Source organism: Hyphomicrobiales bacterium (assembly GCA_017642935.1).
Taxonomy (GTDB): Bacteria; Pseudomonadota; Alphaproteobacteria; order Rhizobiales; family MH13; genus MH13.
Map to the genome: position 1 here is coordinate 868,587 of JAEPOK010000002.1, position 19,502 is coordinate 888,088.

Below are 19,502 nucleotides of genomic sequence, written 5' to 3' on the forward strand. Positions count from 1 at the left end.
ATGGGCAGCGCTGGCGATATCGGATTGTTTCTGGACATGTTGGCGGTTGAGCGTAACGCCTCGCCTAACACGTTGGATGCCTATCGGCGCGACCTAACCGACTTTGCCGATGATCTGTCCGGTGACTTGAATGCCGCGAAAACCGATGATGTGCGGGCCTATCTGGCGCGGCTGGAAGCCCATGGCGCCAAAGCCTCGACCGCCGCGCGTCGATTGTCGGCACTGAAGCAGTATTTTCAGTTTCTCTACGCAGAAGGCATGCGTTCCGATGATCCATGCGAGCCGTTGCGTGGGCCGAAAAAGCCCAAGCCGCTGCCAAAGGTGATGAACGAGGACGCCGTCGATCGTCTGCTCAATGAGGCTAAGCGGGTGTGTGAGCAAACGGACCTCACACCCTCCAAACGGCTGAAAGCGTTGCGCATGCGGGCGTTGTTGGAACTGCTCTATGCAACGGGTTTACGCGTTTCTGAGCTTGTCAGCCTGCCGCGCTCAGTGGCCAGCGGCGGCGAAGCGTTTGTGGTGCGCGGTAAAGGTGGACGTGAACGCCTTGTGCCTCTGACACCCATCGCGCGAAGCGCAATGACGGCCTATCTAGAGGCGCTCGATGCCGACAAGCGTCAGGTTCGCTCGGCATTTCTCTTCCCGGCTGACAGTGCGGACGGTCATCTGACGCGCCAGGCTTTTGCCCGCGATCTCAAAACGTTGGGCGCGGCGGCTGGTCTCTCGCCCAAGCAGCTTTCACCGCATGTCTTGCGGCATGCATTTGCCAGCCATTTGCTCGCCCATGGCGCGGATTTGCGCACGGTTCAGTCGTTGCTTGGTCACAAGGATATTGCCACCACGCAAATCTATACCCATGTGCTGGACGAACGGCTGCACGGGCTGGTGACCAGTTGCCATCCGCTCAGTGACGCCTCTTAAGCCTATCGCGATTGCAACAGGTGCAATCCCTTGACTTCCAAGGCCGAAGAGACTTCAAGTCCGGCCACGTTTTGGCGGGGTTTGATTGTCCCTTTGCCAGCCAGTTTTGAGGCGTGATGCACACCTATCTCGATTTTGAAAAGCCGGTTGCCGACCTAGAAGGCAAGGTGGCCGAGTTGAAGGCTTTGCAGGCCGAAGATGCCGCCGTCGATGTTGCCGACGAGATCGCCCGGCTGGAAGCCAAGGCCCAAAAGGCACTCACCGACCTCTACACCAAGCTGACGCCCTGGCAGAAAACGCAGATTGCGCGACATCCTGACCGGCCGCACTTCAAGGCCTATGCGCAGGCGCTTTTCACTGATTTTACGCCGCTGGCGGGCGACCGCGCCTATGCCGATGATCATGCGATCCAGATGGGGATGGCGCGTTTCGATGGTCGCGCGGTGATGGTGATCGGGCACGAAAAGGGCGACGATACCGCCTCGCGCCTAAAACACAATTTCGGCATGGCGCGCCCGGAAGGCTATCGCAAAGCGGTGCGTGCGATGAAACTTGCCGACCGGTTTAATCTGCCGATCATCACCTTTGTCGACACCGCAGGTGCTTATCCAGGCATTGGCGCGGAGGAACGCGGCCAGGCCGAGGCGATTGCTCGCTCCACCGAGCAGTGCCTCAGTGTCAAAGTGCCTACGGTCAGCGTGATCATCGGCGAGGGCGGATCGGGTGGTGCGATTGCCCTGGCCACCGCCAACACTGTTTTTATGCTGGAGCATGCGATTTACTCGGTCATTTCGCCGGAAGGCGCGGCCAGCATTCTTTGGCGCGATTCAGCGCGCGCGCCTGATGCGGCTTCGGCCCTGAAGGTCACGGCTGAGGATCTTACGCAGCTGAAAGTGGTCGATGGGGTGATCGAGGAGCCGCTTGGTGGTGCTCACCGCGATCCGGCCCAGGCGATCGCGAATGTGCGCACGCAGTTGGAAGCAAGCTTTGCGAGCTTCGATCAGGCGCCCGACACGGACTGGCGGGCTAACCGTCAGGACAAGTTTTTGGCGATCGGCCGCACGCTCGGCGTTTAGCCGACCCGACCCATGATTGGGTCAGCTCGCCACAAGCCATTCTGACGCCATAATCGCGCGTAAGGTGGCGCAATCTGACGTGATGACGATTGCGTGAGGCCTCATGCCCTCGCCTTCCTTCCCAGGGCCGGCGGTGCTAGGTTTGGTAAACCTTTCGTAAGCTCAAAAGGGCAAATTGTATGGTGAGTGTACCGTCTGTTTGTTTTGCGTCGTGAAGGTATTGCGTACGATGTCGCCTGTTTCCCAGAAATTTGCGTTGAACCGCCGTACCGTGGTCAAAGGCTTGCTGCTTGCCAGCGCCGCACCCGTTTTGGCCGCCTGCCAGTCTGAGTACGGCGCCAAACATTTGCGGCCGCTACCTGCCTCATTGCAGCTGAAGATGGAACGCCTTGCCATGAGCGAGGGCGACCCGATCTTCATGCGCATCTTCAAGGAAGAGGGCGATCTTGAAGTTTGGAAGCGAGGCCCGAGTGGTCGGTATATGCTTCTGGAAACCTACGAGATTTGCACCTGGTCAGGTGAGCTTGGCCCGAAATTCCAGGAGGGGGATCGCCAGGCGCCGGAGGGGTTCTATACGATCACGCCGGCGCAGATGAATCCCAATTCCTCTTTTTATCTGTCGTTCAATCTCGGCTTTCCCAACGCCTATGACCGCTCGCATGGCCGCACCGGTTCGCACCTGATGGTGCATGGCGCCTGCTCCTCGGCAGGTTGCTACGCGATGACCGACGATCAGATCGCCGAGATTTACGCCCTGGCGCGCGAAGCGTTCGAAGGCGGACAGCGCGCGTTCCATGTTCACGCCTTCCCGTTCCGCATGACGCCGGAGAACATGGCCCGCCATGCTGGCCATCAGCACTTTGCCTTCTGGGAAATGCTGCAGGAAGGCTATCAGCATTTTGAAGTAACGCAGCTTCCTCCACAGGTCGATGTGTGCGACCGGCGCTACATCTTTAATGCCGTTGCCGCCGAGCAGTTCTCTGCCGCTGAGCAATGCCCGGACTACCAGATGCCTGAACCCATCGCCTCATCGTTTCAGGCCGCGCAGGCGGAACATCGCGCGGCGTTCGAAGTGGCTTTGGCAGAGTATCACCCCAATGGGGTGATCGCGCCTGCGGTTGGTGAGCCGCCAGTTGCGGCCAATCAGGTTTTGGTCGCAACAACACCGCAGCCTGTCGCACCACCACCCATCGCGCCGCTGGGCACCGAGACAGTTGCTGCCGCGCCGGCCGCACCAACGCCGCCGCCGCCGCTGGTTGAAACGACGACCGCTCCTGGAGCCGCGGCAACACCTGCGCCGACACCGCCACCGGGCGTAGAAGTTGCGGCTGCTGAGGCGGCGCCTGCTGAAAACTCGTTCATGTCGCGGGCCGGTAATCTGTTTGATGGCCTCTTCTCAGGCAACTGATCGGCCTTCTTCAAGGAATTTCCATGCCTTTTGCCACGCTTGACGGTCGGCGCGTCCATTACACCGATACCGGTGGTGCGGACGGCCAACCGGCGCTTCTCTTCGTGCACGCTTATACCTGCAATTTGACGCTTTGGGATGGGATGATCGCCCGTTTTGCGCCGGACTATCGGTGCCTGGCGCTTGATCTGCCTGGCCACGGCCAGTCGGAGCCCAATGACAACGCTTCCGACATGGGTTTTTTGGCAAAGAGCATCGTGGCCGTGCTCGACGCTGCCGGCGTTGAATACGCCCATGTCTGTGGGCTGTCCATTGGCGGCATGATCGGTCAGCATCTCGGTCTCTCCCATGGCGACAGGCTTCAATCGCTTGTTCTGGCCTGCACAACCGGGCGGTTGCCGTCTGAAGCCGTTGCGCTCTGGGATGGCCGACTTGAAAAGATCACCACCAAGGGCCTTTGGGCGCAGATCCAGGAAAGCATCGAGCGTTGGTACGGCGATGGCGTAATGGACGGGTTTGGCCCCGCCGATCTTGACCCGGTGGCGCGCATGATCGCCGGAACGTCAGTGGCCGGCGCCGTGTCCTGTGGTCTGGCGGTGAAGGGCCATGATGTGCTCGACCGCTTGGGCGCTGTTTCGACGCCGACGCTGGTTATCGGTGCGGACCGTGATTTGTCGTTCCCGCCGGAGCACCCCAAGGCCCTTGCTGATGCAATCCTAGGCGCGCAACTGGCCATGCTGGACAATGCGGGTCACTTGGCACCTGTTCAGGTTCCCGACGCCTTCGAGGCGGCGATGCGCGGGTTTTACGCCTCACTTTGACCACACGACATCGTGCCGAGAGGCCAATTGCTCAGGCGCCTGACGCGCGCTAGGGCAGGGACGTGAAAACGCGTTCGATCCTCCTCCTGATGATTGCCGAAGTGTGCGGCATGAGCCTCTGGTTCGTGTCGGCGGCCGTGTTGCCAGGTATGGTGGCGGAGTTCCCGATGTCTGCAGGCCAGCAGGCAGCGCTTTCCAGCGCCGTTCAGGGCGGGTTCGTGCTTGGCGCGTTGGCTTTGGCGATTTCCGGTCTGCCGGATCGCCTTGATCCCCGTTTTGTGTTTGCTGGCTGCGCGGTGTTGGCCGGTCTTGCCAATGCCGCCCTGCTAGTGGTGCCGCCTGACACGCTGGGCGCCGTGCTGTTGCGCGTTGCCACCGGAGCCTTGCTAGCAGGGGTCTATCCAGTGGGCATGAAGATCGCTGTTGGCTGGGGCTCGACGGACCGTGGGCTGCTGGTCGGCGCTTTGGTTGGGGCTGTTGCACTTGGCTCGGCCTCACCACATTTTCTGGCCCTCACAGGCGGAGCCGACTGGCGCACCACGGTGATGCTGGCCTCCGTACTTGCGATCGTTGGCGGATTGTTGGCTTTGGGCGCCAAGCTTGGCCCGCATCACGTGACGGCTGCAGCGTTCAACCCCAAGGCGATCGGCACGGCCTGGACGAACAAGGGCGTGCGCCTGGCGATCCTCGGTTATCTCGGTCACATGTGGGAGCTTTACGCCATGTGGGCCTGGATCGGGCTTATCGCGGCGGCGTCCTTCGCGTTGGTGATGCCGCAGGATGAAGCGCTGCGCTTGGCAACACTCACCGCGTTTCTGGTGATCGCGCTTGGTGCGGTTGTCTGCGTGCCGACCGGTTGGCTTGCCGATCGGATGGGCAAAGCCCAGGTCGCTGCCGGTGCGATGGTGGTGAGCGGCGGCTCGGCGCTGCTGGCGGCGCTCACATTTAGCGGACCGCTCTGGCTGGTTTTACCCGTGCTTTTGTTGTGGGGCGCGAGCGTGATCCCGGATTCACCACAGCTCTCGGCCTTGGTGGCCGATCATGCGCCAGCCGATCAAACCGGCAGCCTACTGACCTTTCAAACAGCCCTTGGGTTCGCGCTCACCATGGTGACCGTGCAGGTCACACCGGTGCTCGCTGACCTTTGGGGATGGCAGCCGGTGCTGGTGGTGATGGCGCTTGGACCGGTGGCTGGTGTTTGGGCCATGCGGGCGCTTATCGGCGGGCGCTGACCTTCACCTACACGGCGCCGTGGCAGTGCTTGTACTTTTTGCCTGAGCCGCACGGGCAGGGCTCGTTGCGGCCGACCTTGCCCCAGGTTTCCGGACGCTCTGGATCGCGCGCTTCTGGCGCCACTTGGGCGGGCACCGCTTCGCCGCGCAGTGATGCCATACCGGCAGCGGCCTTGGCCATAGCGGGGGACATGGCCGGGGCAGCCATCTCATCTTCGCCGGTTTGCGGGTTGGCGTGGTGGCCTTCGCCTGGCAAGGCGCCTTCTCGTGGCAATTGCGGCGGGGCCTCGGTGCGCACCTCAACGACCATCAGATGCTTGGTGACCGTTTCGCGCAAGTTTGCGAGCAGCGCCTCGAACAGTTGGAAGGCTTCTGTGCGGTATTCCTGCAGCGGGTCGCGCTGGCCGTAGCCGCGGAAACCGACCACCGAACGCAGATTGTCCAGCGTTGCCAAATGTTCGCGCCAGAGACCATCGAGTGTTTGAAGTAGAACCGCGCGCTCGACCTGACGCATGACATCGGGCCCGAAACGGGCAACGCGAGAGGCATAAGCCTCATCGGCAGCGCGCTTCAGGCGTTCCATCACATCGTCTTCGGCAATGCCTTCCTCGTCGGCCCAGTCGACAACCGGCAGATCGAGGTTGAGCACGGCCTTCACTTGCTCTTGCAAACCTTCGGTATCCCATTGTTCAGGATAGGCTTTTTCCGGAATGTGAGCGGCAACCATGTCTTCGATGACGTCGTGGCGCATGTCCTTGACCGGTTCGGCCAGATCGTCCTCTTCCATCAGCTCAAGGCGTTGATCGAAGACCACGCGGCGCTGATCGTTCATGACGTCATCATATTTCAGCAGGTTTTTACGAATGTCGAAGTTGCGCGCCTCGACCTTCTGCTGGGCTTTCTCAAGCGCCTTGTTGATCCAGTTGTGGATGATCGCTTCGCCTTCTTTCAGGCCAAGCTTTTGCAGCATGCCATCCATCCGGTCGGACCCGAAGATGCGCATCAAATCATCTTGCAGGGACAGGAAGAATTTCGAGTGGCCGGGGTCGCCTTGACGGCCTGAGCGGCCGCGCAACTGGTTGTCGATGCGCCGACTTTCGTGGCGCTCGGTGCCGACGACGTAAAGCCCGCCTGCGTCCAGCGCTTTTTGTTTCAGGTCTGCCACTTCTTCGCGGATGGCCTGCGCCTTGGCCTCTTTTTCTGGACCGTCTTCCATCTCGCCAAGTTCGGTGACGATGCGCATATCGGCGTTGCCGCCGAGCTGAATGTCGGTGCCACGACCGGCCATGTTGGTGGCGATGGTGACACCGCCGGGCACACCGGCTTGCGCGACAATCAGCGCTTCTTGTTCGTGGAAACGGGCGTTCAAAACCTGGTGGGCGATGGCGGGTTTTTTGCCCTTTACGCCTTTGGCGGTTTCTTTCAGATATTCCCCGGCCCGGCGCAGATAGTCGGCAAATTCGGCTTCGCCCTTGTCGGTGTTGTCAGCCTGCTCGATCAGCTTGTCGGCGATAGCCATGACGGCCTTTTTGTCCGACAGCATCTGCGAGAGCAGTTCGGATTTCTCAATGCTGGTCGTGCCGACAAGGATGGGCTGCCCACGGCGCGAGCAATCGGCGATCAGGGCGACGATGGCGCGGTATTTGTCGTCGAAGGTGCGGTAGACCTCGTCATCATCATCAATACGCGCGACCGGAACATTGGTTGGGATTTCAACAACTTCCAGGCCGTAAATGTTGCCGAATTCCTCAGCCTCGGTGGAGGCCGTACCGGTCATGCCGCCAAGCTTGTCGTAGAGACGGAAATAGTTCTGGAAGGTGACCGACGCGAGCGTCTGGTTTTCCGGATTGATGGCAACGTTTTCTTTGGCTTCCAGCGCCTGATGGAGGCCATCGGAGAAGCGGCGGCCGGGCATCATGCGGCCGGTGAACTCATCAATGATCACCACTTCGCCGTTGCGCACGATGTAGTCCTTGTCGCGCTGGAACAGCTGATGGGCGCGCAGCGCCTGGTTCATGTGGTGAACAACTTGGATGTTTTCGGTGTCGTAGAGGCTGGTGCCCTCGGCGATCAGGCCGGCTTCTGCAAGGATTGTTTCCAGCGATTCCGAACCCTGTTCGGAGAAGTTGGCGGTGCGCTGCTTCTCGTCGATCTCGTAATCGTCTTCATTGAGCTGCGGAACCAGCTTGTCGATGGCAGTGTAGAGCTCGGATTTGTCGGCCAGTGGGCCGGATATGATCAGTGGTGTGCGCGCCTCATCAACGAGGATTGAATCCACCTCATCGACGATGGCAAAGTTGTGCGCGCGCTGGGCCATTTCGGCGCGGCGATATTTCATGTTGTCGCGCAGATAATCGAAGCCGAGCTCGTTGTTGGTGGCGTAGGTCACGTCGCAGCGATAGGCGGCGCGGCGTTCTTCATCCGTCAGGCCATGGACAATCGTGCCGGTGGTGAGGCCCAGGAACCCATAAACCTGCCCCATCCAGGCGGCATCGCGGCGGGCGAGATAATCGTTCACGGTGACAACGTGGACGCCCTTGCCCTCAAGGGCATTGAGGTAAACGGCAAGGGTCGCGACAAGCGTCTTACCTTCACCGGTCTTCATCTCAGCGATCTTGCCCTCATGGAGCACCATGCCGCCGATCAGCTGGACATCGTAGTGGCGCTGGCCGAGCGCACGCTTGCCGCCTTCACGCACGACGGCGAAGGCTTCGGGCAACAGGCTGTCGAGCTTCTCGCCATCGGCCAGGCGCTGGCGGAACTCCACCGTCTTGCCGCGCAGTTCGTCGTCGGAAAGGGCTTCCATGTCCGGTTCGAGGGCGTTGATGGCGTCAACGCGGGCTTGGAAACCTTTGACGACGCGGTCGTTGGATGAGCCGAACAGTTTGGACGCGATGGAACCGAGGCCGAGCATGGCGGGAAATATCTCCGCGCACCCTTATGGGCCACATCAAGGGCAGGGTGCGATGACAAGAAAAGCAAAGCTTGCTGCTCGGCGGATGAGCCCAGGGCAGCGGGTGAGAAAGCGCCACACAGATAAGAATGGCCCTTTTGCTTGTCAACGTGGTGAAACATCGCCATGGTCCGGCCCGATTTAACGGGACAGGGTCGCGTTCCCTCCCCATGACCCATTCAAGGAATGTCCGCATGTCGCACTTTTTCACTCGCCTGGCCGTCGCCGGGTTTGCTGCCTTCGCCGTGTCAGGCGCGCTATCGGGCACTGCCATCGCGCAGGAAGAGCTTGATCCGTCCACGGTGCTGGCAACCGTCAATGGCTACGAGATCACCGAAGACGAAGCGTTGATGGCAAGCCAGGATTTTGCCGAGCAGTTGCAGCGGGTGCCCAATGAGCAGCGCCGCGCGGTGATTGTCGATGCGCTGATCGATCTGCATTTGCTCGCTGGTGCCGGCGAAGAGGCAGGGCTTGCCGATTCCGAAGCGTTCCAACGTCGCTTGGCCTATCAGCGGGCGCGCACGCTGCGTACCAATTATCTGGTCGAGGTTCTGGCCGCAGAGGTCGATGAAGAAGCGTTGCAAAGTGCCTATGACGAAGCAGTTGCTGGTTTTGAGCCGGAAGAAGAGCGCAAGGCGCGCCACATCCTGGTGGAAACCGAAGAGGATGCACGTGCCGTGATCGAAGAGCTTGATGGCGGCGCAGACTTTGCGACCCTTGCCACCGAGCGCTCTACCGGTCCGAGTGCGGCCAATGGCGGCGATCTTGGGTTCTTTGGCCGCGGTCGCATGGTGCCGGTGTTTGAGGACGCTGCGTTCGCGCTGGACGTTGGCGGCTACACGCCCGATCCGGTGGAAAGCCAATTTGGCTGGCATGTGATTTACCTGGAAGATGTGCGCGAGAGCGCGGCGCCCTCTTTCGCTGAATTGGCCCCGCAGATTCAGCAGGGCCTGCTGCAGCAAGCCTTCATTGAAGCCATCGGCGGTCTGCGTGAAGAGGCGTCGATCACCTATGAGGTCGAGGGCCTGGAGCCACCAGCAGCGCCAGAATAGGCCGCAAGGACCGATTGGTATGGGCGGGATCGACTATCCCTCGCCGTTCACGCCGGACGGCGACCCAGCCGTTCTGCCGGTCGCGGGCGTTCGTCTGGCGACGGCGGCTGCCGGTATCAAATATGCGGGGCGCACCGACGTCTTGTTGATGGCGTTGGATGAGGGCACGAGCGTTGCCGGCACCTTCACGCAATCGGCGTGTGCCTCAGCGCCAGTCGATTGGTGCAAGGCGCAGCTCTCTGGCGGTGCGGCGCAGGCGCTGTTGGTGAACTCCGGCAATGCCAACGCCTTCACTGGCATGAAAGGCCGCCAATCGGTTGAGCGCTCGGCGGGTATCGTGGCCGAGGCGCTTACGATCTCCGCTGACCAAGTTTTTCTTGCCTCCACCGGTGTCATCGGTGAGCCACTGACAGCGGAGAAATTCGCTGGCGTGATGACCGAACTCGTTGCGGACCTAGACGGCGGCCCGGACCGCTGGGTCGATGCGGCGCGCGCCATCATGACGACCGACACCTTCCCCAAGGCCGCGTCGCGTCAGGTGGTGATCGGTGGCGAGACGGTCACGATCAGTGGGATATCCAAAGGTGCCGGGATGATCGCGCCCGACATGGCGACGATGCTCTCTTTTATCGCCACCGATGCTTCCATCGCGCCTGATGTCCTGCAGGACATGGTGGGCCAGGCGGTGGGCAGAAGCTTCAACCGCATCACCATCGATAGCGACACGTCAACTTCCGACACCGTGTTGTTGTTCGCCACTGGCAAACGGTTGACCGACGCGCCGATCACGCGGACGGACGATCCCCGGCTTTCTGCGCTGCAGGAGGCGTTGGATGATCTGTCGTTGGAGCTTGCCCATGCCATCGTGAAAGACGGCGAGGGGCTTACAAAGTTCGTCACTGTTCAGGTTGAAGGCGCCGTTTCTGACAAAAGCGCTGATATCATTGCCCGCGCGATCGGCAACTCGCCCCTGGTGAAGACGGCCTTTGCTGGCGAAGACGCCAATTGGGGACGGGTGGTTATGGCTGTCGGTAAGGCCGGCGAACCGGCGGACCGGGACCGGCTGGCGATCTGGTTTGGCGCCAGTGGCACCGAAATTCGCGTTGCCGTGGAAGGCGCCCGTGACGCGTCCTACAGCGAAGAGGCTGCTGCTGCGGTGATGAAGCATGCCGAAATCACGCTACGGGTGGGCCTCGGGCTTGGCGATGGCAAGGCAACGATCTGGACCTGCGATCTCACCAAGGCCTATGTCGCGATCAATGGCGACTATCGCACATGACGCTTAACCTCGTTTTGGTTGCAGCTGCCGCGCTGGTGGATGCCGATCATCGTGTGCTGATCGCCAAGCGCCCCGAGGGCAAGGCCATGGCAGGGCTTTGGGAATTTCCCGGCGGCAAGGTCGAGGTCGGCGAGCGACCCGAGGACGCATTGTTGCGCGAGCTGCGCGAGGAGTTGGGTGTCGAAACTCAGACAGCCTGTTTGGCGCCTCTAACCTTTGCCAGCCATGGCTATGACGGGTTTCACCTGTTGATGCCGCTCTATGTCATTCGCCGCTGGCAGGGCACGCCGACCGCGCAGGAGGGACAAGAGTTGGCCTGGGTGCGGCCCAACCAATTACGGCAATACCCGATGCCCGAAGCCGATGGTCCGTTGATCGCGCCTTTGATCGACCTGCTCTAGCCCTATGCGGGATTTTACCCAGCCGCTTAACCTCGCGTGAACTCAATTCCCTTACCTCCATAGGTTGTCTGAGGTGGGGGGAAACCGGTGAGACGTAATCAGGGCACGCTTCGGCCGATCGCTCCGCTCGATCTCCAGCGGTCGCCTGATCTGAAACCGATCGTCGATGCTTGGTATCAAGAGCCGATCGAGCGGCTAACCGATCTGGAAAATGGCCCCTTGGCTTCTGTCGCCGGTGATCTAGTCATCGTCGAATCCGACGGTTGCGGCGAGTTCTTCTACCGTCACTATGGTAAGCGTGTGTCGCAGGCCTCTGGTCTGGATATGCGAGGCAAAACAACCACCGACTTTGACTCCAGTGTCGGGGGGTTCTTTTCCTACTGCTACCGCGAAACGCTGTTGCAAAAGACGCCGATCTACGCCGTCCACAAAGCCAACAAGACCCACCACACCCATAGTTGGGAACGGCTTCTGCTGCCCCTTCCGCCAGGCAATGGTTTCAAGCAACCGCGTGTTCTAGCGTTCGTGCGTCCGGTCGCACTGGTGGCCGATGTCTTGGCCGATTTCTCGCGGGATATCGGGTTTTTAGGCGGAACCCTGGAACCTATTCTCGACGATGGTATTCTTGTCGATTTCGCGCTCCTTTCGCTTTCCGACCCGGTTGATGTTTTTGGTTTGCAGCGAATGGACCGGCTCACGCATCTTTTTGGCCGATCTCTGACGATGGAAGAAATCCGCGCGATCCAGGATACGTCTGACGGCATCACTGCGTTGAGCTGCGAAATTCCCAATTCCATGGACCGGTTTGGCCGGACCTTCCAATTGAAGGTGATCGGCGATGCAAACCAGCCAGTCTTTTCGCTGACCGACGCGACCGAGTTCATCGTCGCACGTGAAACCGCGGACGCCCACAAGGAGGCGATGGCCGATTTTGCACGCACGGCATCCGATTGGTTGTGGGAGTCCGATGCAGAGCACAGGATGACCATGCTCACCGAGGCGGTTGAGCTCGCAACCGGCCATCCATCGTCACACTATGTCGGCAAGAGCCGCTTCGCTTTTGCTAACGATCCGGCGAACGCAACGGTATTCGAAGCCCATCGCAAACAGGTCGATGCGCACGAGCCATTCCGCGACTTGGTCTATAAGATCAAGGGAGCTGATGGCAAAGATCGTTGGTTACGTATCAACGGTGTTCCGCGCTTCGATCAAGATGGAGCCTTTCTTGGTTATCGTGGCACGGGCAGCAATATCACCGCCGAGTTCGAGGCCAAACGCGCGCTCGAAGAGCGCAAGGCCGCCATGGAAGACTTTGCCAATATGGCGTCCGACTGGATGTGGGAGACCGATGTCGACAATCGGTTTACAAAGATCAGCGGGGCCATCCTGCTGAAGTCCGGTTTTTCTCCGGAGCATTTCATCGGCACGGACCCTCGTGATCTGGACCAACTTCCCGAAAACGCGGGTCGGTTTGTTGAGCACCGAAAGGATGTTGAAGCACGCAGGCCGTTTCGCGATTTTGTCTGCTGTGCCTATTCCCATGATGGATCGCTGCGTTGGTCCCGCATCAACGGCGTCCCCCGTTACGACCGGGAGGGATTGTTTCTCGGTTACCGCGGCACCGGCAGCGACATCACAGCTGAGGTTGTGGCGCGGAAAGCCGCTGAAGAGCGCAAGGCAGCCATGGAGGATTTCGCCAATGTTGCCTCCGATTGGATGTGGGAAACCGACGCCAATCACGCATTCACCTTCATGAGCAATGCGATTGGCGATCAGACTGGCGCGGACCCAGATCGCTACATCGGCGTGAACTGGTTCGAGCTGGAAAGTGAGCCGGAGAATGCCACGGTTTTCTCCAAGATGCGCCGCGCGTTCGATGCGCACGAGCCCTTCGCCAACCAAGTTTACAAAAGCTTTCGTGAAGACGGCGAGACGATGTGGGTGCGCGCGAGTGGCAAGCCGCGCTTTTCCGACACTGGTGATTTTCTTGGCTACCGTGGCACCAGTTCCAACATCACAGCTGAAATCGAAGCGCGACAGGCGGCCGACGAGCAGAAGGCGGCCATGGAGGATTTCGCCAACACAGCATCGGACTGGCTGTGGGAGGTGGATGCCGATCACATCATCACAATGATGAGCCCGGCGATCGAGAGTTTCACAGGCAAGCCGCCTTCTGCCTACATCGGTATGTCACGGTTTGATCTTTTTGGAGCGCCGGACAATGCGGAGATATTGGAGGACCACAAGGCCGATATTGCAGCGCGCAAACCGTTCTCCAATTTTGTTTACCAACTGCATCTGGACGATGGTCGTGTCATGTGGGCGCGAGCCAATGGAAAGCCGCGTTTCAGCGACGATGGAACCTTTTTGGGTTATCGTGGCACCGGCACCAACATCACCGAAGAGATCGAAGCGCGCGAGCAGGCTGCGCGGCGCGCGCAGGAACTGGCCGATGCGCACCGCGTTGGTCGCCTTGGCGCCTGGTCATTCAGCCACCGCACAAAGATGGTGACCTTCAGTCCAGAATATCTGGAGTTGGTTGGACTGGCTGCTGATCATGTAACCATGCCGCTTGATCAGGCCATGGGGTTTTTCGCGCCTGAGTCACGCGTTGCGGTAAGCCGATCCTTCCGCAAAGTCCTGCGCACATGTGTCGAGGACAACATTGATGTCGTTTGGACCTCGCCCTGTTGTTCCATGGATTTGAACGTGATTGCGCGGGCGCGGACCGATGCGAAGGGCCGGGTCTATGAGGTCTACGGCACGGTTCAGGACATCTCCGAGCGCAAACAGGCGGAACGTGCCCTGGAAGCCTTGGCCTTCCACGATCCGCTGACTGGCCTTGGCAATCGCTCTTACTTTGCGCGCGAGCTGAACGCCGCGATGGAGCATGCTGCGAATACCGGTCAAAACGCCGGGTTGTTGTTGCTGGACCTTGATCATTTCAAAGAGGTCAATGACTCGCTGGGCCATGCCGCTGGCGACGAGTTGCTGCGCCGTGTTGCTGAGCGTCTTGCCATGACGGTCACCGGAAGCGGGACCGTCTTTCGACTTGGTGGCGATGAGTTCGCAGCCATTGTGCCCAATACGCGCTCAGCGGCCGAACTTGCGTCGCTGGCGTCGTCGATTATCTCGGCTTTTGCTGGCACCGTGAAACTGAACGACGGCGCTGTCCACATTTCGACCAGCATTGGCATGGTGATGGTGCCGGAGCAGACAGGCGATCCGGACGAGGGCATGCGCTATGCCGATCTGGCGCTCTATGAAGCCAAAAACGCCGGTCGCAACCGAGCGCTCTTATTCCATGCGGCCCTCGACAAGGATGTGCAAGACCGTGTGAGCCTCGCACGTGATCTGCGCGAAGCGATCGATGATGATGGGTTGGATGCGCATTATCAGCTTCAGATCGATGTTGCTGACGGAAAGGTTCAGGGCTTTGAAGCACTGGCCCGTTGGAACCACCCGACCCGTGGTCCCATCCCACCTTCAACCTTTATCCCGATCGCGGAGAGCTCGCGATTGATTGCCGATCTGGGCGCCTGGATGGTGCGCAATGTCTGTCGGCAAGGTCGAGCTTGGCTAGACGCTGGCGGAGCGCCTTTGGAAATGGCCGTCAATCTGTCAGTTGCGCAGCTGTGGCACCGCGATGTGGAGAGCGACATCACCAGCGCCCTGGAAGAAACAGGATTTCCGCCGGAGCTGCTGTGCGTGGAATTGACCGAGACCGTCTTTGGCGATGAAGCAATGCCGCGTATCCAGCGCTTGTTCGCTGCCCTGAAGAGCCTTGGCGTCAAGATTGCCTTGGATGATTTCGGAACCGGCTATTCCTCGCTGCAATATCTCAATGATCTCTCGTTCGACAAAGTGAAGATCGACCGCTCGTTTATCAGCAATTGCGATCAGCACCCGGACAAGATGCGTCTGTTACAGGGCATCATTGGGCTCGGCAAAGGGCTTGGGCTTGGCATCATCGTGGAAGGCGTTGAGAACGAGCGCGAGTTGCAGATCATTTCGGATCTCGGCTGCGAGGTTGTGCAAGGGTTCTTCTTTGCCAAGCCGAAACCTTTTCACGAAGCGTGCCTTGATGCGGCGCAAATCGAGGCAGACTACGGGTTCAATCCCGTGTTCTGGAAGGACCGGCAGCAGCAACTGACCGAAAGGCTAACAACCAAGCGCCGGGCGTGAACCGCCAAGACCCGTTCTCAAACGCCGATAGCTAAAATTTGAGTGGAATCGTTGCACGAATGTTGAGCTGAGCTCGGTAGGTCGTAGGTTCGAAAGTCTGGGGTGATGCGATGCGTAAGCTGATCGAGTTTGCAAGAAATGACGATGGCGCAACTGCCGTCGAATACGGCATCATCGCATTGGCCATCGCATTGGTGATCGTGGTGGCAGTTGATCAGGCCGGGACGAACATGGCCGACGGCGTCTACACCGACATCGGAAACCTGTTTTAGGCGGTCGGTAATCGCGAACATATTCTCGCGTTTACGACTTCGGGGTTTCGCTTGTTGGGAATTCTTCCGTTCCCAACGCATCGGCAAGCCGTGTGGTTGCCGAACCCGGTCGCAACGGCTTTTGCTGCACATCCGACGGCGCCCATCCGGAAAACGATAGAATCTGAAACGTTGCACGAATGCGCCCATCCGGGTCGGCGTGGCGCTCAGCATAGATCTGCGCGGCGCGAACGGCGCGTGTCTTGGTCCAGGGACGACGGCTGCGATGGACAAGCGGATTGGTCGCCCCCATGGCGCGCAGGTCAGCCATCAACACAAACAGGTTGCCATAGCGCACCGTCAGCGTATCGACGTCCGTCACCGGCAAGGCAAATCCCGCGCGTTGAAGCAGGCTGCCAAAATCGCGCACATCGACAAACGGAATGACCCGCGGGCTGGCCCCGCCGGTCGCTTCATCCTCCTCGGCGGCAAGAACATCGCGCAGCTCGTGCAAGGAGTTGCCACCGATCAGGGCGCCGAGGAACAGGCCGTCGGGTTTCAAGGCGCGCCGGATCTGAACAAGCGAACCGGGCAGATCGTTGACCCATTGCAGAGCGAGCACGGACGTCACCAGGTTGAGGCTTTCACGCGCAGCTGGGAGATGATCCAGCGTCCCTATCATCGTATCAATCGCGTCATCAGCGATGAGGGACCGGTCGCTTACGAGCCGCGCCATCGACTGCACCCGTTCACTGGCGGCAAGAAGACTGGCTGTTGTTCCATCGTCGTCTGACAGGTCGAGAGCCTGATCGAAATGACGTTCGACGGTATCAAGCCGTTCGCGCACATCAGACGCCGCCATATCACGCAAAAACCCGCCATCGCGGGCGCCAGTCTTTTTGGACTCCTGCATCGCCCTGCGCTTTCGCAGGCGCAATAAGTCCGTGTCGAAAATGAGTGGTGCGCCGGACTCAGACGAGGAAGACGGTGTGGGCATTTTCGATCACGTTCGGTCGGTATCAGCGAGGGCTTGGTTCGTTCTACCGGGCGCGCCCAGCTTTGGAAGCCATGTAGACGTGGCGGGTCCATCCGACAACAGTCGGCTCTTTTTGCAGTGCACCCTAATGGGGAATCTGCGCATGACAGGGCCCTTTTCATGCCCTACGACTAATGGTGTATGACCTTGGCGGCATCCAGCCTAGGTAGTGGGCAAATGCCGCGATTTTGGTCATGCGCGAGGTCTATTTCTGGGGGGAAAATGACGAAGCGCATATCGGCAATTGGCGGGTCTTCAGTCTCTGCTGCGTCGCACACATCCTTGATGTCGCATCCCTCTTCGCCCTCTATTCACGCGGCCGGTGAAGGCACGCCAATCGCGGCGCCAGGCGCTCTTGCTCGGCTCGGTCATCAGGCCGTTGCCGCCGCACGGGCAACGTTCACCAACACGCTCGATTTTGTGGTCCCGCCGAGCTGTCCAATTTGTCGTCAGTTGGTTCAGATGGATGGTGGTCTGTGCGGTACGTGTTGGCGCCAGGTGCCTTGGATCGACGGTCCGGTGTGCAACCGGCTCGGCCTGCCACTAGCTTATGATCTCGGGCCTGGCGCCGTTTCGGCGGAGGCACTGGCCAATCCGCCTGAGTTTGACCGCATGCGGGCGGTATGCACCCATGAGGGTGTCGCGCCGCAACTGGTGCACGCCCTAAAATTTGCCAACCAGCGCCATTTGGCCGACGCCTTGGGCGCGATGATGGCCCGAGCGGGACGCGCGCTTTTAGGCGAGCCGAACACTGTCCTTGTGCCGGTGCCCTTGCACCCCTGGCGGCAGTTGCAGCGGCGTTACAATCAGTCGGCGCTGCTTGCTCGCGCTATCAGCACTATCACCGGGGCGCCTGTGGTGCACAATGGTGTGCGGCGCATCAAGCGCACCCGGCAGCAATTGGCGCTTTCGCGTGGTGATCGACTGCGCAATGTACGCGGTGCTTTCAAGCTGACCGGTAAAGGCGAGGTGGCACTGGCCGACAAGCATGTGGTGCTCATCGACGATGTACACACCACGGGAGCCACACTCGATGCTCTCACGCAAACGCTGACATCGCAGAACGCTGTGGCGCGACCAAAACAGGTTGATGCGCTGGTCTTTTCGACCACCGTTGTGCAGGACGGCAACAGCACCATATAACGGCGTTCAACCGGGCTCGGACAGGTGGGCCCGCCCCGTTTATGGAGAGCCTGATGGCCAACGTTACAATCTACACCCGCGCAATGTGCGGGTTTTGCTCGCGCGCCAAAGCATTGCTTAAGCAGAAAGGCGTGGCGTTCGTCGAGCATGACGCGACCATGAAACCTGCCGTGAAAGCGGAAATGGTTGCCAAGTCGGGCGGCGCGGCGACGTTCCCACAGATTTTCATCGGCGACAGTCATGTTGGCGGCTGTGATGATCTTTTCGCTTTGGAGCGTGCCGGCAAGCTCGACCCATTGCTCGCCGCCTAAGGAGCGTACTGATGAAGATCGCCCTCGTGCAGATGCGCTCCAAGCGCGCCATGGCTGCCAATGTTGATGATGCTTGCGCGTTGATCGAAGAGGCTGCCGCTCAAGGTGCGACCTACGTGCAGACGCCAGAAATGACGACCTTGGTCGAACGCGATCGCGCCCGCATGACGGCTGAGGTGACTGAAGAGGCCGCCAACCGAGCAGCGGACCGGTTTGGCGATCTTGCTGCATCGCTGGGCATCACTTTGCACATTGGGTCCATGGCCGTGCCGTTGGCTGATGGTCGGTTCGCCAACCGCGCGCATCTGTTCGGGCCGGATGGTGCGCTGGTCACGAGCTACGACAAGATTCACATGTTCGACGTTGACCTGGCTGGTGGCGAGAGCTGGCGCGAAAGCGCGATTTACGCGCCCGGCGACCGCTGCGTGGTTGTGGACTTGGGTGACGCGCGTGTAGCCTTGGGCATTTGCTATGATTTGCGCTTTGCTGGCCTGTTTCGCGCGCAGGCAAAAGCAGGGGCCGATGTCCTAACCGTGCCAGCGGCTTTTACACGTCAGACGGGCGAGGCGCATTGGCATGTGCTCTTGCGGGCTCGCGCTATCGAGACCGGTTCTTTTGTGCTGGCTGCTGCGCAAGGCGGAACCCATGAGGATGGCCGCGAAACCTTTGGTCATTCGATCGTCATCGATCCGTGGGGCCAGGTGATTGCGGAAAAAGCGGATGACGAGCCCGGTGTTCTTCTCGCGGACCTCGACGTGACCAAGGTTGCTGATGCCCGTGATAAGATACCGGCGCTGAAACACGATCGCGATTTTGCGCTTGATCTCGTTTCGGCGACCCAGACAAAGGCTGTGGCATGATTTCCTATGCGCTTCGGTGCGCCAACAACCATGCCTTTGATGGTTGGTTCCGCGGCAGCGAGGATTTCGACAGACAGGTCCAAAATGGGCTTCTTGAATGCCCGGTGTGCGGGGATGGCGCTATTACAAAAGCCTTGATGGCGCCCAATGTTTCGACCGCGCGCACGAAGGAAAAGGTTGCGCGTGAAGTGCATACGGCGATGGTGCAGGCCAAAGCGGCAATTGATGCCGAGGCGGCCAGCAAACCAGTCGATGGTGAGGTTCTGCCTGCAGAGGCTGCACCGTCCGGCCCGACACCTGTGGCAGCGATGCCTTCGCTGAAAGACGCTCCGGCTCCGGTAAAGGCCTATGTGGAAACGGTGCGCAAGTTACGCGCCGAAGTGGAAGCCAACTCCGAAGATGTCGGCAAACGCTTTGCCGATGAGGCGCGCAAGATGCACCATGGCGAGGTCGAAGAACGCCCTATTCGTGGTGAAGCCAGCTTGGAAGATGCCGCCGCGTTGGATGAGGAAGGGATCGATGTTTTTGTTATCCCGCCCTTGCCGGAAGACGGGCACTGACAGAGCTGAGGGT

16 protein-coding genes are annotated in these 19,502 nt (G+C 60.0%); 14 read left to right on the forward strand and 2 right to left on the reverse strand.

The window, feature by feature from the left end:
* The 5 genes from JJ917_13650 (at nt 1) to JJ917_13670 (ending at nt 5,458) form a co-directional block, all read left to right on the forward strand.
* Nucleotides 1-921 carry a tyrosine recombinase gene (locus JJ917_13650; protein MBO6699870.1) on the forward strand — a complete coding sequence of 307 codons (921 nt, stop codon included), beginning with the start codon at nt 1-3 and terminating at the stop codon, nt 919-921.
* Nucleotides 922-1,037: 116 nt separating this feature from the next.
* Nucleotides 1,038-1,997, forward strand: coding sequence for an acetyl-CoA carboxylase carboxyltransferase subunit alpha (locus JJ917_13655; protein ID MBO6699871.1), 960 nt, complete (start codon nt 1,038-1,040; stop codon nt 1,995-1,997).
* 229 nt (nt 1,998-2,226) lie between these two features.
* A complete protein-coding gene (locus JJ917_13660; GenBank protein MBO6699872.1) occupies nt 2,227-3,405 on the forward strand; it encodes a murein L,D-transpeptidase in 1,179 nt (392 codons plus the stop codon).
* 23 nt (nt 3,406-3,428) lie between these two features.
* Nucleotides 3,429-4,226 carry an alpha/beta fold hydrolase gene (locus JJ917_13665; protein MBO6699873.1) on the forward strand — a complete coding sequence of 266 codons (798 nt, stop codon included), beginning with the start codon at nt 3,429-3,431 and terminating at the stop codon, nt 4,224-4,226.
* A 62-nt stretch (nt 4,227-4,288) separates the two neighbouring features.
* Nucleotides 4,289-5,458: an MFS transporter gene (locus JJ917_13670; protein MBO6699874.1), complete on the forward strand. Its 1,170-nt coding sequence runs from the start codon at nt 4,289-4,291 to the stop codon at nt 5,456-5,458.
* A 7-nt stretch (nt 5,459-5,465) separates the two neighbouring features.
* Here the strand turns inward: JJ917_13670 and secA are convergent, their stop codons facing one another.
* On the reverse strand, nt 5,466-8,372 hold the full coding sequence (gene secA, locus JJ917_13675; protein ID MBO6699875.1) for a preprotein translocase subunit SecA: 2,907 nt from the start codon (nt 8,370-8,372) through the stop codon (nt 5,466-5,468).
* A 233-nt stretch (nt 8,373-8,605) separates the two neighbouring features.
* On the opposite strand from secA, the gene JJ917_13680 reads away from it, so the two are divergent.
* The 5 genes from JJ917_13680 (at nt 8,606) to JJ917_13700 (ending at nt 15,600) form a co-directional block, all read left to right on the forward strand.
* Nucleotides 8,606-9,463, forward strand: coding sequence for a peptidylprolyl isomerase (locus tag JJ917_13680; GenBank protein ID MBO6699876.1), 858 nt, complete (start codon nt 8,606-8,608; stop codon nt 9,461-9,463).
* A gap of 19 nt (nt 9,464-9,482) precedes the next feature.
* Entirely contained in the window at nt 9,483-10,742 is a 1,260-nt protein-coding gene (gene argJ, locus JJ917_13685) for a bifunctional glutamate N-acetyltransferase/amino-acid acetyltransferase ArgJ (GenBank protein MBO6699877.1), read from the forward strand.
* Nucleotides 10,739-11,143 carry a (deoxy)nucleoside triphosphate pyrophosphohydrolase gene (locus tag JJ917_13690; protein MBO6699878.1) on the forward strand — a complete coding sequence of 135 codons (405 nt, stop codon included), beginning with the start codon at nt 10,739-10,741 and terminating at the stop codon, nt 11,141-11,143. The genes argJ and JJ917_13690 overlap by 4 nt, the downstream gene beginning before the upstream one ends.
* 87 nt (nt 11,144-11,230) lie before the next feature.
* Complete coding sequence (locus JJ917_13695) at nt 11,231-15,328, forward strand: EAL domain-containing protein (GenBank protein MBO6699879.1); 4,098 nt, start codon at nt 11,231-11,233, stop codon at nt 15,326-15,328.
* 110 nt (nt 15,329-15,438) lie between these two features.
* Nucleotides 15,439-15,600, forward strand: coding sequence for a Flp family type IVb pilin (locus JJ917_13700; GenBank protein MBO6699880.1), 162 nt, complete (start codon nt 15,439-15,441; stop codon nt 15,598-15,600).
* 31 nt (nt 15,601-15,631) lie between these two features.
* Here the strand turns inward: JJ917_13700 and JJ917_13705 are convergent, their stop codons facing one another.
* Entirely contained in the window at nt 15,632-16,576 is a 945-nt protein-coding gene (locus tag JJ917_13705; protein ID MBO6699881.1) for a methyltransferase domain-containing protein, read from the reverse strand.
* 324 nt (nt 16,577-16,900) lie between these two features.
* On the opposite strand from JJ917_13705, the gene JJ917_13710 reads away from it, so the two are divergent.
* The 4 genes from JJ917_13710 to JJ917_13725 are packed head-to-tail and all read left to right on the forward strand — an operon-like array spanning nt 16,901 to nt 19,489.
* Nucleotides 16,901-17,758 (forward strand): ComF family protein, encoded by an 858-nt coding sequence (locus JJ917_13710; protein ID MBO6699882.1) that lies wholly within the window; start codon nt 16,901-16,903, stop codon nt 17,756-17,758.
* Between the two features lie 53 nt (nt 17,759-17,811).
* Nucleotides 17,812-18,069 (forward strand): glutaredoxin 3, encoded by a 258-nt coding sequence (grxC, locus tag JJ917_13715; GenBank protein MBO6699883.1) that lies wholly within the window; start codon nt 17,812-17,814, stop codon nt 18,067-18,069.
* Nucleotides 18,070-18,080: 11 nt separating this feature from the next.
* The gene (locus JJ917_13720; protein MBO6699884.1) at nt 18,081-18,929 is read left to right on the forward strand and encodes a carbon-nitrogen hydrolase family protein; all 849 of its coding nucleotides are present in this window, start codon (nt 18,081-18,083) and stop codon (nt 18,927-18,929) included.
* Complete coding sequence (locus JJ917_13725) at nt 18,926-19,489, forward strand: DUF1178 family protein (GenBank protein MBO6699885.1); 564 nt, start codon at nt 18,926-18,928, stop codon at nt 19,487-19,489. Before JJ917_13720 ends, JJ917_13725 begins: the two co-directional genes overlap by 4 nt.
* Nucleotides 19,490-19,502 lie beyond the last annotated feature (13 nt).

Excerpts from the sequence above, each read along its gene's own strand:
- JJ917_13650 (MBO6699870.1), top strand. The coding sequence starts at position 1 with ATGGGCAGCGCTGGCGATATCGGATTGTTTCTGGACATGTTGGCGGTT.
- JJ917_13655 (MBO6699871.1), top strand. The coding sequence starts at position 1,038 with ATGCACACCTATCTCGATTTTGAAAAGCCGGTTGCCGACCTAGAAGGC.
- JJ917_13660 (MBO6699872.1), top strand. The coding sequence starts at position 2,227 with ATGTCGCCTGTTTCCCAGAAATTTGCGTTGAACCGCCGTACCGTGGTC.
- JJ917_13665 (MBO6699873.1), top strand. The coding sequence starts at position 3,429 with ATGCCTTTTGCCACGCTTGACGGTCGGCGCGTCCATTACACCGATACC.
- secA (MBO6699875.1), bottom strand. The coding sequence starts at position 8,372 with ATGCTCGGCCTCGGTTCCATCGCGTCCAAACTGTTCGGCTCATCCAAC.
- JJ917_13680 (MBO6699876.1), top strand. The coding sequence starts at position 8,606 with ATGTCGCACTTTTTCACTCGCCTGGCCGTCGCCGGGTTTGCTGCCTTC.
- argJ (MBO6699877.1), top strand. The coding sequence starts at position 9,483 with ATGGGCGGGATCGACTATCCCTCGCCGTTCACGCCGGACGGCGACCCA.
- JJ917_13690 (MBO6699878.1), top strand. The coding sequence starts at position 10,739 with ATGACGCTTAACCTCGTTTTGGTTGCAGCTGCCGCGCTGGTGGATGCC.
- JJ917_13700 (MBO6699880.1), top strand. The coding sequence starts at position 15,439 with ATGCGTAAGCTGATCGAGTTTGCAAGAAATGACGATGGCGCAACTGCC.
- JJ917_13705 (MBO6699881.1), bottom strand. The coding sequence starts at position 16,576 with ATGCCCACACCGTCTTCCTCGTCTGAGTCCGGCGCACCACTCATTTTC.
- JJ917_13710 (MBO6699882.1), top strand. The coding sequence starts at position 16,901 with ATGTCGCATCCCTCTTCGCCCTCTATTCACGCGGCCGGTGAAGGCACG.
- grxC (MBO6699883.1), top strand. The coding sequence starts at position 17,812 with ATGGCCAACGTTACAATCTACACCCGCGCAATGTGCGGGTTTTGCTCG.
- JJ917_13720 (MBO6699884.1), top strand. The coding sequence starts at position 18,081 with ATGAAGATCGCCCTCGTGCAGATGCGCTCCAAGCGCGCCATGGCTGCC.
- JJ917_13725 (MBO6699885.1), top strand. The coding sequence starts at position 18,926 with ATGATTTCCTATGCGCTTCGGTGCGCCAACAACCATGCCTTTGATGGT.